At 59.4% G+C, this 13,102-nt stretch carries 13 protein-coding genes and 1 tRNA gene; 5 read left to right on the top strand and 9 right to left on the bottom strand.

Translation table 11 applies throughout. From position 1 onward, the window contains the following. The first annotated feature begins 197 nt into the window (after positions 1–197). Complete coding sequence (locus ABTV87_RS07030) at positions 198–1,598, top strand: DUF3300 domain-containing protein (protein WP_258713037.1); 1,401 nt, start codon at positions 198–200, stop codon at positions 1,596–1,598. Further along, the gene (locus tag ABTV87_RS07025; protein ID WP_433899172.1) at positions 1,595–2,491 is read left to right on the top strand and encodes a DUF2950 domain-containing protein; all 897 of its coding nucleotides are present in this window, start codon (positions 1,595–1,597) and stop codon (positions 2,489–2,491) included. Before ABTV87_RS07030 ends, ABTV87_RS07025 begins: the two co-directional genes overlap by 4 nt. Positions 2,492–2,569: 78 nt before the next feature. On the opposite strand, the gene ABTV87_RS07020 is transcribed toward ABTV87_RS07025, so the two are convergent. From ABTV87_RS07020 to dapA, 6 genes are all read right to left on the bottom strand, one after another. Beyond that, on the bottom strand, positions 2,570–2,854 hold the full coding sequence (locus ABTV87_RS07020; protein ID WP_045121851.1) for a hypothetical protein: 285 nt from the start codon (positions 2,852–2,854) through the stop codon (positions 2,570–2,572). 573 nt (positions 2,855–3,427) lie between these two features. Further along, positions 3,428–3,517, bottom strand: a tRNA-Ser gene (locus tag ABTV87_RS07015). Between the two features lie 83 nt (positions 3,518–3,600). Further along, positions 3,601–4,314 carry a phosphoribosylaminoimidazolesuccinocarboxamide synthase gene (purC, locus tag ABTV87_RS07010; protein WP_007958019.1) on the bottom strand — a complete coding sequence of 238 codons (714 nt, stop codon included), beginning with the start codon at positions 4,312–4,314 and terminating at the stop codon, positions 3,601–3,603. Positions 4,315–4,342: 28 nt separating this feature from the next. Further along, positions 4,343–5,101, bottom strand: coding sequence for an MBL fold metallo-hydrolase (locus tag ABTV87_RS07005; protein ID WP_433899171.1), 759 nt, complete (start codon positions 5,099–5,101; stop codon positions 4,343–4,345). 4 nt (positions 5,102–5,105) lie between these two features. Continuing rightward, positions 5,106–6,221, bottom strand: coding sequence for an outer membrane protein assembly factor BamC (bamC, locus tag ABTV87_RS07000; RefSeq protein WP_011332910.1), 1,116 nt, complete (start codon positions 6,219–6,221; stop codon positions 5,106–5,108). A gap of 17 nt (positions 6,222–6,238) precedes the next feature. Then, a complete protein-coding gene (gene dapA, locus ABTV87_RS06995) occupies positions 6,239–7,117 on the bottom strand; it encodes a 4-hydroxy-tetrahydrodipicolinate synthase (RefSeq protein ID WP_007958015.1) in 879 nt (292 codons plus the stop codon). Positions 7,118–7,430: 313 nt separating this feature from the next. On the opposite strand from dapA, the gene ABTV87_RS06990 reads away from it, so the two are divergent. After that, complete coding sequence (locus tag ABTV87_RS06990; RefSeq protein WP_007958014.1) at positions 7,431–7,991, top strand: glycine cleavage system protein R; 561 nt, start codon at positions 7,431–7,433, stop codon at positions 7,989–7,991. Between the two features lie 10 nt (positions 7,992–8,001). Further along, positions 8,002–8,475: a peroxiredoxin gene (locus ABTV87_RS06985; protein WP_064594118.1), complete on the top strand. Its 474-nt coding sequence runs from the start codon at positions 8,002–8,004 to the stop codon at positions 8,473–8,475. A 34-nt stretch (positions 8,476–8,509) separates the two neighbouring features. Here ABTV87_RS06985 and ABTV87_RS06980 read toward each other — a convergent pair whose 3' ends face one another. Further along, positions 8,510–9,580 carry an AI-2E family transporter gene (locus tag ABTV87_RS06980; protein ID WP_007958012.1) on the bottom strand — a complete coding sequence of 357 codons (1,071 nt, stop codon included), beginning with the start codon at positions 9,578–9,580 and terminating at the stop codon, positions 8,510–8,512. A 32-nt stretch (positions 9,581–9,612) separates the two neighbouring features. After that, complete coding sequence (locus tag ABTV87_RS06975) at positions 9,613–9,852, bottom strand: sulfurtransferase TusA family protein (protein WP_007958011.1); 240 nt, start codon at positions 9,850–9,852, stop codon at positions 9,613–9,615. A gap of 97 nt (positions 9,853–9,949) precedes the next feature. Here ABTV87_RS06975 and ABTV87_RS06970 point away from each other — a divergent pair, with 97 nt between their 5' ends. Continuing rightward, the gene (locus ABTV87_RS06970) at positions 9,950–11,383 is read left to right on the top strand and encodes a M48 family metalloprotease (protein ID WP_433899170.1); all 1,434 of its coding nucleotides are present in this window, start codon (positions 9,950–9,952) and stop codon (positions 11,381–11,383) included. Between the two features lie 78 nt (positions 11,384–11,461). Here ABTV87_RS06970 and ABTV87_RS06965 read toward each other — a convergent pair whose 3' ends face one another. After that, complete coding sequence (locus tag ABTV87_RS06965) at positions 11,462–12,910, bottom strand: DegQ family serine endoprotease (protein WP_007958003.1); 1,449 nt, start codon at positions 12,908–12,910, stop codon at positions 11,462–11,464. Between the last annotated feature and the right edge of the window lie 192 nt (positions 12,911–13,102).

Below are 13,102 nucleotides of genomic sequence, written 5' to 3'. Positions count from 1 at the left end.
GGAAAGTTTAGTCATTTATCGCAAAACGCAAGGAAACGTGCAGTAAGTCACAGACAACGTGCTTATTTCGAAAAAGCCTGTGCAGTTTTTGACGGAACGCCAATCGCCAACCATCCTCCTTCACGGCGCAGCGTCCGATGTTGGCCGTGGATGCCTCGCGTGTTGCAAACCTGCCATTTGGATGTGGGGAAAAGGTCATGCACAGTTCGCTCTTGCGTGCCGCGTCGCTCCTGCTCGCCTTGAGCGCTGCACCGCTCTTGTTGCAGGCCGCCGATGCGCCTGCGGCCCCGGCAGCTGCCAGCGCTGCGACCAAAGATGCCGTGTTTACCACGGAACAGCTCGATCAGATGCTCGCGTCGATTGCCCTGTATCCCGACCCACTGCTTGCTCAAGTACTGATGGCCACCACCTATCCGGGAGAAGTCGCCGAAGCCGTGACCTGGTCCAAGGCTCATCCGGACGCCAAGGGCGATGACGCGGTCAAGCAGGTAGCCAGCCAGACGTGGGATCCGAGCGTGCAGGCGTTGGTGGCGTTTCCGCAGGTCTTGGCGACTCTGGGGCAGGACCCGGTCTGGATGCAACGTCTGGGGGATGCCTTTCTGGCCCAGCCTGACGAACTCATGGCGGGCGTTCAGCGCTTGCGGCGTCAGGCCCAGGCGGCGGGCAATCTGCAGAGCAATCAATATCAGAATGTGACAGTGCAGAACGTAACGCCGCCCATCTCTGCCGGGACAACCAAGGCGGCCGACAACACGACCATCATCATTCAGCCCGCCGATCCGCAGGTGGTCTACGTCCCGACCTATAACCCGACGACCACCTACGGCACCTGGCCTTATCCGGCCTCGCCGCCGGTGTATTACCCGCCGCCACCCGCTTACTACCCGGGTCAGGCACTGGTGGCAGGATTGGCTTTCGGTACGGGCGTGGCGGTCGTTGCGTCGTTGTGGGGCGACTGCGACTGGGGCAATAACGACATCGACATCGATGTGAACCGTTACAACAATATCAACGGCAATAACCGCATCACCAACAACCAGAACAAGTGGCAGCACAACACCGTGCATCGCGATGGCGTGCCCTATCGTGACAACCGCAGCCGCGCGCAGTATGGCCGGCAGCTGGACGGTGCGGCTCAGCGTGACGCCTATCGCGGAGACAACGCGCAGCGGGCGCAGGCCCGGGAGCGGGCGCGCAGTTCGATGGACAGGGCCGGTTTCGAACGCCCCGCCACCAGCAATCGGGAAGCTCGCAATCAAGTCCGCGAAGCGCAATCCGCCAATGTCGGCAATCGCATGCAAGGCGGCGCGGACAGACCCAGAGCCGCCGACCGCGCTCAAGCCAACACGCGGGAGGCGCGCCAGCCGGGCGCCAATCAACGTGACAACCGTGCGTCCCAAGCCCGACCCGCAGCGGGCAGCGCGCGCAACAACGCCTTCGCCGGCGCGCGCTCTCCGTCACAGACCCGCGTCCAGGCTGATCGCGGCCGGGCCAGCCAGATTTCCGCGCAACGTCCCAACACCTCACGCGCCGCCGGACATCAGATCAGCCGGCCATCCGGCGGGGGCATGCGTCAGAGAGGAGGTGGCCGTCGATGAACATTCATTCTCTGTTCAGGACCTGCCTGACCCTCGCGGCGAGCCTCGCATTTTCGAGCCTTGCTTTAGCACAGCAAGTATTTCCAACCCCGGAAAAAGCCGCTGACGCCTTCGTCGAAGCCCTCGGTACGCAACACGCCGATCAGAAACGCCTGACCGAACTGCTGGGCGAGGAATGGCACAGCTTCATTCCCCGCGAAGGCGTACAGCGCAGCGATGTCGATGCCTTCCTGCAGCAATACCGCGAACAGCACACCCTGGAAAAGACCGGCGACAGCAAGGCCGTGCTCTCCGTCGGGCCCGATCACTGGACGCTGCCCATCCCGCTGATCAAAGACAAAACCGGCTGGCGCTTCGACATGAAAGCCGCCCAAGTCGAAATCCGCGCCCGCCGCATCGGTCGCAACGAACTGGCGGCAGTGCAATCGGCGCTGGCCTACCACGACGCCCAAATGGACTACGCCTCGGAAGACCGCGACGGCGACGGCGCCCTCGAATACGCACAGAAAATCTTCAGCTCCCCCGGCAAACACGACGGCCTCTATTGGCCAGAAGACGACACCAACCAGATCAGCCCCCTCGGCCCCGCCTTCGGCCAGGCCATCAACGACGAAGACTGGCACGGCTACCACTTCCGCATCCTCGACGCCCAAGGCCCGTCAGCACCGGGCGGCGCTTACAGCTATCTGATTGGAGACAAGATGAGTCGCGGGTTCGCCTTGATCGCTTGGCCAGCGAAGTATGACGACACCGGGGTGATGAGCTTCATGATCAGCCATGAGGGCCAGGTGTTTCAGAAGGATCTCGGGCCGGATGGGGAGAAAGTGGCGAAGGCGATGAAGCGGTTTGATCCGGATGATAGTTGGGAAGTGGTGGATTTGGGGCAGAAGTAGTTGGGGTAGCGAATTGCGCTGGATCGGAAACGAAAAAGCCCCGCAGCTTCTCAGCTACGGGGCCGTTTTGGTGAGCGGTCATTCGTCATCGTCGCTTTCTTCATCGCCATCATCGTCCGTTGAAACAACGCCTGCGCCTCCTTCGATAAACGACTGACAGCCTTCGTTAAAGGACTCAGATGGGGTACTACAGGAATTTTCATCGTAAATTCCCTTTTCCTCGGCCCATTCATAACCGGCCTGATGCCCTGAGCAATCATCCGTACATTCATAGCCATCAAATGTAGCTGCGAAAGTTGTTGTGCTCCCCAGCATCAAGACAAACAGCGCAATTGAATAAAATGCCTTCTCTGGCAGCCTCATAACTACATGCCATCACGAGGTTTAGTGCCGAATTTTCCTGTGTACGGATTCACATTACCTTTGGTGCTGTAGTTATTGTTCCTGGTGAAGTCTGGGTTTGTAGCATGAGAGGGTCGAACATACGTTCCATTGCTTCGCGTATATCCACTAACCGAATGGTCGGAACGACTTCCGTAGGAGTAGCTGGACTTGACCGAGGAATGACTGCCGAAGCCGCTCCCGCGTGCGTGAACACTCCCTGATAGCGCCACGGTGATTGCTATAACCGCTACAGAAAAAACCTTTTTCATACAGCCCTCCATTTTTCCAACGATGATAGCTCAATGGAATCACTTCGAAAGCTCAGGCGACAAAGGGTCTTGGCACTATCGACGCCAACTCAACCTCTCTGGAAAGGATCACGCCTACGTAGGGTTATCTCTCAGAGTGCGCGAATGACTGGGTCGCTAGGTTTTTACCATTCAGAATTGAGCTAGAGATTCAGTTCTGATGCGTAAATAAACGATCCAAGTAAAAAACCCTCAGAAACGAAAAAGCCCCGTAGATTTTCATCTACGGGGCTTTTTCTATGTATGGCGGAGAGATAGGGATTCGAACCCTAGGTACCGGTGAAGGTACAACGGATTTCGAATCCGTCCCATTCGGCCACTCTGGCATCTCTCCAACGGCGCGCATCATAACAACACTTTTACCGAAAGCAAACCCTCTTTCGAAAATTTCTCCGTGCTATCAGATGCTTGCGTCGATTAAAGCGGTACGCCCAGACGGTTGGCGACTTCTTCGTAGGCTTCGATGACGTCACCGAGGCCCTGGCGGAAGCGGTCCTTGTCCATCTTCTTCTTGGTGTCCTTGTCCCACAGACGGCAGCCGTCCGGGCTGAACTCGTCGCCCAGGACGATGGAGCCGTCGCTGAACACGCCGAATTCAAGCTTGAAGTCCACCAGCAAGAGGCCTGCGTCGTCGAACAGTTTGCTCAGGACTTCGTTGACCTTGAGCGACAGTTCTTTCATGCGCGCCAGTTGCTCGGCGGTGCCCCAACCGAAGGCAACGACGTGGGATTCGTTGATGAACGGGTCGCCCTTGGCGTCGTCCTTCAGGAACAGTTCGAAGGTGTACGGGTTGAGCTTCATGCCCTCCTCGACGCCCAGACGCTTGACCAGGCTGCCGGCGGCGTAGTTACGCACGACGCACTCGACCGGGATCATGTCGAGTTTTTTCACCAGCACTTCGTTGTCGGCCAGCAGTTTGTCGAACTGGGTCGGAATGCCGGCCGCTTCGAGTTTCTGCATGATGAAGGCGTTGAACTTGTTGTTCACCATGCCTTTGCGGTCGAGCTGCTCGATGCGCTTGCCGTCGAACGCCGAAGTGTCGTTGCGAAACAGCAGGATCAAGCGGTCAGCGTCGTCGGTCTTGTAAACCGATTTGGCTTTGCCGCGGTAGAGTTCTTCACGTTTTTCCATGATGGGCTCCGCTTGCTAAGTAGATGGGCTAGGCGATGTGGCGCCAGTCGAGCCCTGAATCTTGATCGGCCAGTTGCAGCCAGTCCGGGTCGCACCCGAGGGTGTCGACAAAACATTGCCGGGCCAGCTGCGGCATGTTGTTCTTGCTGCTCAGATGGGCCAGGACCAGGTGTTGCAGGCCTTGCCAGCCCAACTCGGCCACCAGGAATGCCGCCTGATGGTTGTTCAAATGTCCCAGCTCGCCGCCCACCCGCTGCTTGAGAAAGTAAGGGTAATGACCACGGGCCAGCATGTCGCGACAATGGTTGGACTCGATCATCAACGCATCGAGGTCCCGATAGCCGTCCAGCACCCGCTCGCAGTAAGAGCCCAGGTCAGTCAGCAGGCCGAAGCGCCGCTCACCGTCACTGAATACGTACTGGGTCGGTTCCTGCGCATCATGGGCCACGGCAATGACCCCGATGTTCAGAGCACCGATCTGCAGTTGCTCGCCACCGGTCACGAAACCGGCAGGTTCAATCGGTTTGCGCATCCCGCGCAGTGTGCCGCGACTGAGGTAGACAGGCAGATTGTAGCGCCGAGACAGCAAACCCACGCCATGCACGTGGTCGGCATGTTCGTGGGTTACGAGTATCGCGCTCAGTTGCGCCGGGTTCACACCCAGGCGCAACAGGCGTTTTTCGGTTTCCCGCAGGGAAAAACCACAATCCACCAGCACATACGTATCAGCACTGGCGATCAGCGTGCCGTTCCCTTGGCTACCGCTGCCGAGAACGGCAAAACGCATTGGATCAGCCCAGGTTGTCCTGAATCACGCTCAACACTTTGCGGGCCACATCGGCCGGCGCAACGGTGTTGATGTTTTTCTCGACGGTCACCTGCACGTTCTCGCCGACCTTGCTCAGGCGAACCTGATAGCGCTCGGCGCGGGCTTCAACTTCTTCCTTGGTCGGCGCGCTGCCGAACAGGCTGCTGAAGAAACCAGGCTTCTCGTCTTTCTTCTCGGCCTTTTCGGACAAGTTGATGTAGTAGAGACCCAGGCTGCGGTTGATGTCTTCAACGCGCCATTCGCCCTGTTCCAGCGCACGACCGACGCTCGACCAGGCACGATCCAGGTCCGTACCGACGTTCAGTACCGGGTTGCCGCTGCCGTCTTCGCTCAGGCTGACACGGCTCGGGGTATCGAAATCACGCGAAGCCAGCATCGACACCGAACCACCCTTCTCGGAGGTACGGCTCATGCTTGCGAGCATGTCGTCGACCAGCGCAGCGTCCAGGCCAGTGTTGACCGAACGGTTGGTGAAATCGACATTGGCGGTGCTGCCGGCAGGACGCTCGGCGCTGACCACATAGACTTCACTGGTGTTGCGCTGCACGCCTGGCTCGATGCGCACCCGCACGCGGGTTTCGCTGTCGGTGCTGACGCCGGCGGCGCTCAGGCGCTTGGCCATGGCGGCGGACAGTTCGTCGGAATGCTGCCAGGTGGTGGTGAATTCGCCGGTTTGCGGGCGCTGTTCATCCAGACGGAAACCGTTGTCCTGGAAGTACTGCACCGCCACTGGCCAGACTTCGGCCGGTGGGTGCTGGGCCATGACCCAACGCGAATCACCGCTTTTCTGCAGCGAGTAATCGCTGGCATCGGCAACGGTCGACAGCGGTTGAGGACGCGGAACGATGTATTCACCCTTGGCGGTGTCGTCGGCCACGTTGCGCGGGATCGGCAGCAGCGGATCCAGGCGCTTGGAGGTGCTGACATCCGGTGGCAGTTGCATCGGTGCAGTCTGTTGCGCTTCCAGGTAATCGCTACCACGGTCACGGAAATAACCTTCCGGGCCCCAGATCCATCCGCAGCCACTGGTGCTGGAGATAATCAAGGCAAGTGCGGAAAGTCCGGCCATTCGCTTCATGCGTTGTACTTCCTCAATTAAACCAGGACGTTGCACTGGCGCAGGGCCGAGCGCAGCGTTTCATGACAAGGAGCGCTCAGCCAGGTCAGCGGCAGGCGGATGCCTTGGTGCATCAGGCCCATTTCGACCAAAGCCCACTTCACCGGAATCGGGTTGGCTTCGATGAACAGGTCCTTGTGCAGCGGCATCAGTTTTTCGTTGATGGCCCGTGCGGTCTCGGCGTCGCCCTTGAGCGCGGCCTCGCACAGGTCGGCCATTTCGCGCGGGGCGACGTTGGCGGTGACGGAGATGTTGCCCTTGCCGCCCAGCAGGATCAGCTCGACGGCGGTCGGATCATCGCCGGACAGCACGATGAAGTCCTTGCTCACGCCGTCGATGATCGCCTTGGCGCGTTTCAGGTCGCCGGTCGCTTCCTTGATGCCGATGATGTTCGGCACGGTGGACAGGCGGATCACGGTCTCGGCCTGCATGTCGCAGGAGGTGCGGCCAGGAACGTTGTAGAGAATCTGTGGGATGTCGACCGCTTCGGCGATGTGCTTGAAGTGCTGGTACAGGCCTTCCTGGGTCGGCTTGTTGTAGTACGGGACTACCAGCAGGCAGGCATCGGCGCCGGCTTCTTTGGCATTGCGGGTCAGCTCGACCGCTTCGCGGGTCGAGTTGGCGCCGGTACCGGCGATCACCGGAATGCGACCGGCAACCTGTTTGACCACGGCTTTGATGACGGCGATGTGTTCTTCAACATCAAGGGTTGCCGACTCGCCGGTGGTGCCGACCGCGACAATGGCATGGGTGCCGTTCTTGAGATGGAAGTCCACGAGTTTGCTGAGGCTGTCCCAGTCAAGACGCCCTTGTGCATCCATGGGTGTGACCAGTGCCACCATACTGCCCGCAATCATGAAACCGCTCCTGCCGGAAAAAGAGAGCGGTAATGGTACTGGCGCCAAGATGCTTGCACAAGCGAAGTACTGTGCCGCCATTCCCCTTGGCGCCGCTTTTCGCTACCCTTCAGACTTTGATCGGTACTGATCAGCTTGTACGCCGGGTTCCAGTCTCCCGTTTCGGCCTCCCGGGCCCCGTTCCAGTGTCGTTGCCGTACGCTTCCTTGTTGATGGAGCCGTAGCGCCACACGAATCGGGCCTTCCGGACAGTCATTGCCCCGGCAATCAACGCCCTCTCCCTACCGACCGCTCATCGCTTTAGGAATGCTGCATGTCCACCCCCACAGTTCGCGAACAATTCCTTGTCATCAGTGCCCTCGGCGCCAATCCCATGGAGCTGACCAACGTCCTGTGCCGCGCCAGCCATGAAAACCGCTGTGCGGTCGTCACCTCGCGCCTGACCCGCCACGGCGAGTGCAGCGCGCTGGTGCTCGAAGTCTCCGGCAGCTGGGACGCCCTGGCTCGCCTTGAAGGCAGCCTGCCGGTGCTGGCCAAGCGTCATGCGTTCACCGTCAACGTGGTGCGCAGCGCCGCCCTGGAAAACCGTCCGCAAGCCCTGCCGTACGTGGCTTACGTGTCTTCGGCGTACCGCCCGGACATCATCAACGAGCTATGCCAGTTCTTCATGGATCACAATGTCGAGCTGGAAAACCTGACGTGCGATACGTATCAGGCACCGCAGACCGGCGGCACCATGCTCAACGCCACGTTCACCGTGACCCTGCCCGCCGGCACCCAGATCAGCTGGCTGCGCGACCAGTTCCTGGATTTCGCCGACGCCATGAACCTGGATGCACTGATCGAACCCTGGCGCCCACAGAACCCAATGTAAGGAAGCTTTCATGGCCGTTGTCATCGACCAACCGGTTACGGATTTCGAAGCGCCTGCCACCAGCGGGCAGACTGTCAGCCTGTCGGCCCTCAAGGGCAAGCAAGTGGTGATCTACTTCTATCCGAAGGACAGCACCCCGGGCTGCACGACCGAAGGCCAGGGCTTTCGCGATCAATACGCGGCATTCAAGGCTGCCAACACGGAAATCTTCGGGATTTCCCGCGACAGCCTGAAGTCCCACGAGAACTTCAAGTGCAAGCAGGAGTTTCCGTTCGAGCTGATCAGCGACAAGGACGAAGCCGTCTGCCAGCTGTTCGACGTGATCAAGCTGAAAAAACTCTACGGCAAGGAATACCTGGGCGTTGATCGCAGCACCTTCCTGATCGACAAGAACGGTGTACTGCGTCAGGAATGGCGCGGCGTGAAGGTGCCAGGACATGTCGATGCAGTGCTGGCTGCTGCTCAGGCGCTGAACAAGGCCTGATGTTGTCGGCGCCCTTGCGGGCGCCGATTCATTCTCAAAGCAGTGGCGCCACCACCGGCTCCTTGCGTGGCCACGCATCGAGCACAGCCTTGAACAGTGTCGCCAGCGGAATCGCGAAGAACACTCCCCAGAACCCCCACAACCCGCCGAACAACAGCACCGCGCAGATGATTGCCACCGGGTGCAGATTGACCGCTTCGGAGAACAGCAACGGCACCAGCACGTTGCCGTCCAAAGTCTGAATGATTCCGTAGACCGCCATCAGATAGATGAACTGATCGCTCCAGCCCCACTGGAACAGCGCAATCAGCAGCACCGGCACGGTCACCACCACCGCCCCGACATACGGCACCACCACCGACACGCCGACCAACAGGGCCAGCAGCGCCGCGTAGTTCAGTCCCAGTGCGACAAATGCGATGTAAGTCACGCCACCACAAATCACGATCTCGATGACCTTGCCGCGAATGTAGTTGGCGATCTGCCGGTTCATTTCTTCGGCGACCCGGGTGATCAGCGCCCGCTCACGCGGCAAATAGCCGCGCACCCACTCGCCGATCATTGCCCGATCCTTGAGAAAGAAGAACACCAGGATCGGCACCAGCACCAGGTAGATCATGATGTTCACCAGCAGCGGCAGGCTCGACAACGAGAACGTCAGCGCCCACTGGCCGAACTTGCCGATCTCGCCTCGCGCTGCTTCGATCGCTTGCAGCACCTGCTCGTCGGAGACCAGATGCGGATAGCGCTCGGGCAGCAACAACAGCAGCGATTGCCACTTGGCGAGCATCCCCGGCAATTCGTTGAACAGGGTGATCAACTGATGCCAGAGCAACGGCAGCACCACGACGATGAACACCATCAGCACGCCCATGAACAGCGCAAACACCAGACCGACCGCCGCCCCACCAGGCACGCGCAAGCGTTCGAGCGTGACCACCAGCCCCTGCATCAGGTACGCCAGCACCATCCCGGCCAACACCGGCGCGAGCATTCCGCCAAGCGTCAGCACCGCGGTGAAGGCGAGAAACAGCAAAACCGCCAGCACCACCGCTTCCTCATCGGAGAAGTAGCGCTGAATCCAGTCGCGCAACACTTTGAACATCAATTTTCCTTAGGTCATTTACGCGGTCGGTTTCAGGCTTTTTTCAGCCAGTAACGGTAGACACCCGCCTCGTCTTCTTCACGCAGCAGCGTATGACCGGCCAATTTGGCAAAGGTGCGAAAGTCGCGTTGCGAGCCGGCATCCGTGGCAATCACCTTGAGTACCGCGCCACTGGGCAGCTTGTTCAGCTCCATTTTGGCCTTGAGCAACGGCAACGGACAATTCAGGCCACTGGCGTCCAGTTCACAGTCATGGGCTACAGCGTCGGTCATGCGTCACTCCGGATCAGATGGTCAGGCTGCCTAGAATATCTGGTCGCAGGCCCGGTGTCCGGCTACAGTAAGGTCTTTGTCGACTAAGGCTTTGTGCATGACATTTCTGCGCCCTACCCTGCTGACGCTCGCTTGCCTGCTCGCCTCACCGGGCTTCGCCGACGACCTGCCGTCACTCGGTGACGCCAGCTCTGCCATCGTCTCGCCACAACAGGAATATCAATTGGGTCGCGCCTGGCTGGCGTTGCTGCGCAGCCAGGTTTCGCAGCTCAACGATCCACAGCTCAAGGATTACGTCGAGTCCAGCGTCTACAAGCTGGTGGAAACCAGCCAGGTCAATGACCGACGTCTTGAATTCATCCTGATCAACAGCCCGCAGCTCAACGCCTTCGCGGCACCGGGCGGGATTGTCGGGGTCAACGGCGGCTTGTTCCTCAATGCGCAGACCGAAGGCGAATATGCCTCGGTACTGGCTCACGAACTGGCTCACTTGTCCCAACGCCACTTCGCCCGTGGCGTCGAGGCCTCGCAGCGGATGCAGGTGCCGATGATGGCGGCGCTGCTGGCCGGCATCGTGATCGCCGCTGCCGGCGCGGGCGACGCTGGCATCGCGGCGATTGCCGGCACCCAAGCGGCGGCCATCCAGGAGCAACGGCGCTTCTCGCGTCAGAACGAGCAGGAGGCCGATCGCATCGGCATCCTCAACCTGGAGAAGGCAGGCTACGATCCGCGCTCGATGCCGACCATGTTCGAGCGTTTGATGCGCCAGTATCGTTTCGACGCCAAGCCGCCGGAATTCCTGCTGACTCACCCGGTCACCGAATCGCGTATCGCCGACACCCGTAACCGCGCTGAACAGGCTAAACCCGGTGGCATTGAAGACAGCAAGCGCTATCAACTGATCCGCGCGCGGGTGCAGTTGACCTATGAAGAAACGCCGGGCCTTGGCGCCAAGCGTTTCCGCGCGCAACTGGATGAGAACCCGAAAAACGACGTGGCCCGTTACGGTCTGGCGATCGCTCAGATCAAGGGCGGTCAGTTGAATGAAGCACGGGAGAATCTCACGCAACTGCTGGCCAAATCGCCGAACGAGATCATTTACAACCTGGCGCAGGTCGATCTGGACATCACCAACAATAAGCTGGCTGATGCCCAGTCCCGGGTTGACCGGATGCTCGGTCAGTATCCTGGCAATTACCCGCTGAATCAGGTGCGCGTGGATCTGTTGCTGAAACAAAACCGCACCGCCGATGCAGAGAAGGCGCTGGAAGGCTTGTTGAAATCGCGTCCGGACGATCCGGATGTCTGGTATCAGGTCGCAGAAACTCGCGGACTGTCCGGCAACATCATCGGCCTGCATCAAGCCCGTGCCGAATATTTCGCGCTGGTCGGCGATTATCGCCAGGCGATCCAGCAACTGGACTTCGCCAAACGCAAGGCTGGCAGCAACTTCCCGTTATCCTCTCGTATCGACGCTCGCCAACGCGAGCTGATGGAGCAAGAGCGCATGGTCAAGGACATGATGGGTTAGCCCGCGCCGAGACAAATTCCGGACACAAAAAAACCGCCTCTTTCGAGGCGGTTTCTTTTTACTTCTTAGACAACTGGATCATTCAGCCAGTTTGAAGGTGATGAAGCTGGCACGGCCCTGACGCAGAACGCGCATCGACACCGAACGGTTCTTCGGCAGCGCCTTGGCGATCTCGGCAAACTCCTTCGAAGAACCAATGGCCTGATTGTTCAGGTGGGTGATGATGTCGCCCGGCTGCAGACCGATCAGGGCTGCAGGACCATCCTGCACTTCCTTGATCACCACACCGCCCTTCAGGTCGTAGGTTTTCTTCTGCTCGGCGCTCAGCTCGGCAACCGAAACACCCAGACGATTGCTGTTGGTCTCGGCACCGGATTTCGGCAGGGCATCCAGTTCCTTGTCTTCGTCCGGAATGGCGCCGACAGTCAGCTCGACATTCTTGCGCTTGCCGTCGCGAATCACTTCGAGATTGGCTTTGGCGCCAGCCTTCAAAGCACCCACCAGATGTGGCAGGTCAGCGGACATGACGATCGGTTGACCGTTCATGCTCAGGATCACGTCACCCACTTGCAGGCCGCCCTTGGCAGCCGGGCCGTCATCCTGAATCTGCGCAACCAGCGCACCGGCCGGTTTGTCCAGACCAAACGACTCGGCCAGATCCTTGTTCACTTCCTGGATGACGACGCCCAACCAGCCACGGCTGACTTTACCGCCGCTTTTCAGCTGGTTGGAAACGTCCATCGCCACGTCGATCGGAATGGCGAACGACACACCCATGAAGCCACCGGAACGGGTGTAGATCTGCGAGTTGATCCCGACCACTTCACCGTTCAGGTTGAACAGCGGGCCACCGGAGTTACCCGGATTGATCGGCACGTCAGTCTGGATGAATGGAACGTAGTTTTCGTTCGGCAGGCTGCGGCCGACGGCACTGACGATGCCTTGGGTCACGGTGTGGTCAAAGCCGAATGGCGAACCGATTGCCACGACCCACTGACCGGCTTTTAGGTCCTGGGATTTGCCGAGCTTGAGAACTGGCAGATCCTTGCCTTCGATTTTCAGCAGCGCCACGTCGGAGCGTGGGTCGGTGCCGATCAGCTTGGCCTTCATTTCACTGCGATCAGCCAGACGAACGAGAATTTCATCGGCATCGGCGATCACGTGGTTGTTGGTCAGGATGTAGCCATCTGGCGAAATGATGAAGCCCGAACCCAACGACTGCGCTTCACGCTGGCGATCACCACGCGGAGAACGCTGTTGCGGCGGCATGCCGCGTTCGAAGAACTCGCGCAACATCGGCGGCAAGCCTTCCAGGTCAGGCATCTGCTGGTTCACTTTGCGATCCGGCAGCTTTTGCGTGGTACTGATGTTCACCACCGCAGGCGAGGCCTGTTCGACCAACTGGGTGAAATCCGGCAAGTTGGCCGGACTGGCTGCATCAGCCGCCTGGACTGCAGGGACAGCCTGACCGAGCACCAGCACAGTGGCGAAAATGGAGAGATAAGACTTCAAGCTTGGTATCGACATACAGCTCCCGTTACGACGAGCAGGGTTAAGCGATATGGAGCAAGGAACACCGGAAACCACAGGCCGGCATTTTTGTTCCGGGAACAACAAACAAGGCCAGAGCCGAGAGGCTCTGACCTATAAAAAATTTTCGGGTGTTTTGCAAATGAAAATGCTCAGCAAACATTTCACGTCTCGACGACGAAGTGGAGA

Source organism: Pseudomonas sp. PSE1(2024), from assembly GCF_050990555.1.
Classification (GTDB): domain Bacteria; phylum Pseudomonadota; class Gammaproteobacteria; order Pseudomonadales; family Pseudomonadaceae; genus Aquipseudomonas; species Aquipseudomonas aphyarum.
The sequence above is the reverse complement of the archived record's forward strand: the minus strand, read 5'-3'. Positions and strand labels throughout refer to the sequence as shown.

Excerpts from the sequence above, each read along its gene's own strand:
- ABTV87_RS07030 (WP_258713037.1), top strand. The coding sequence starts at position 198 with ATGCACAGTTCGCTCTTGCGTGCCGCGTCGCTCCTGCTCGCCTTGAGC.
- ABTV87_RS07025 (WP_433899172.1), top strand. The coding sequence starts at position 1,595 with ATGAACATTCATTCTCTGTTCAGGACCTGCCTGACCCTCGCGGCGAGC.
- ABTV87_RS07020 (WP_045121851.1), bottom strand. The coding sequence starts at position 2,854 with ATGAGGCTGCCAGAGAAGGCATTTTATTCAATTGCGCTGTTTGTCTTG.
- purC (WP_007958019.1), bottom strand. The coding sequence starts at position 4,314 with ATGGAAAAACGTGAAGAACTCTACCGCGGCAAAGCCAAATCGGTTTAC.
- ABTV87_RS07005 (WP_433899171.1), bottom strand. The coding sequence starts at position 5,101 with ATGCGTTTTGCCGTTCTCGGCAGCGGTAGCCAAGGGAACGGCACGCTG.
- bamC (WP_011332910.1), bottom strand. The coding sequence starts at position 6,221 with ATGAAGCGAATGGCCGGACTTTCCGCACTTGCCTTGATTATCTCCAGC.
- dapA (WP_007958015.1), bottom strand. The coding sequence starts at position 7,117 with ATGATTGCGGGCAGTATGGTGGCACTGGTCACACCCATGGATGCACAA.
- ABTV87_RS06990 (WP_007958014.1), top strand. The coding sequence starts at position 7,431 with ATGTCCACCCCCACAGTTCGCGAACAATTCCTTGTCATCAGTGCCCTC.
- ABTV87_RS06985 (WP_064594118.1), top strand. The coding sequence starts at position 8,002 with ATGGCCGTTGTCATCGACCAACCGGTTACGGATTTCGAAGCGCCTGCC.
- ABTV87_RS06980 (WP_007958012.1), bottom strand. The coding sequence starts at position 9,580 with ATGTTCAAAGTGTTGCGCGACTGGATTCAGCGCTACTTCTCCGATGAG.
- ABTV87_RS06975 (WP_007958011.1), bottom strand. The coding sequence starts at position 9,852 with ATGACCGACGCTGTAGCCCATGACTGTGAACTGGACGCCAGTGGCCTG.
- ABTV87_RS06970 (WP_433899170.1), top strand. The coding sequence starts at position 9,950 with ATGACATTTCTGCGCCCTACCCTGCTGACGCTCGCTTGCCTGCTCGCC.
- ABTV87_RS06965 (WP_007958003.1), bottom strand. The coding sequence starts at position 12,910 with ATGTCGATACCAAGCTTGAAGTCTTATCTCTCCATTTTCGCCACTGTG.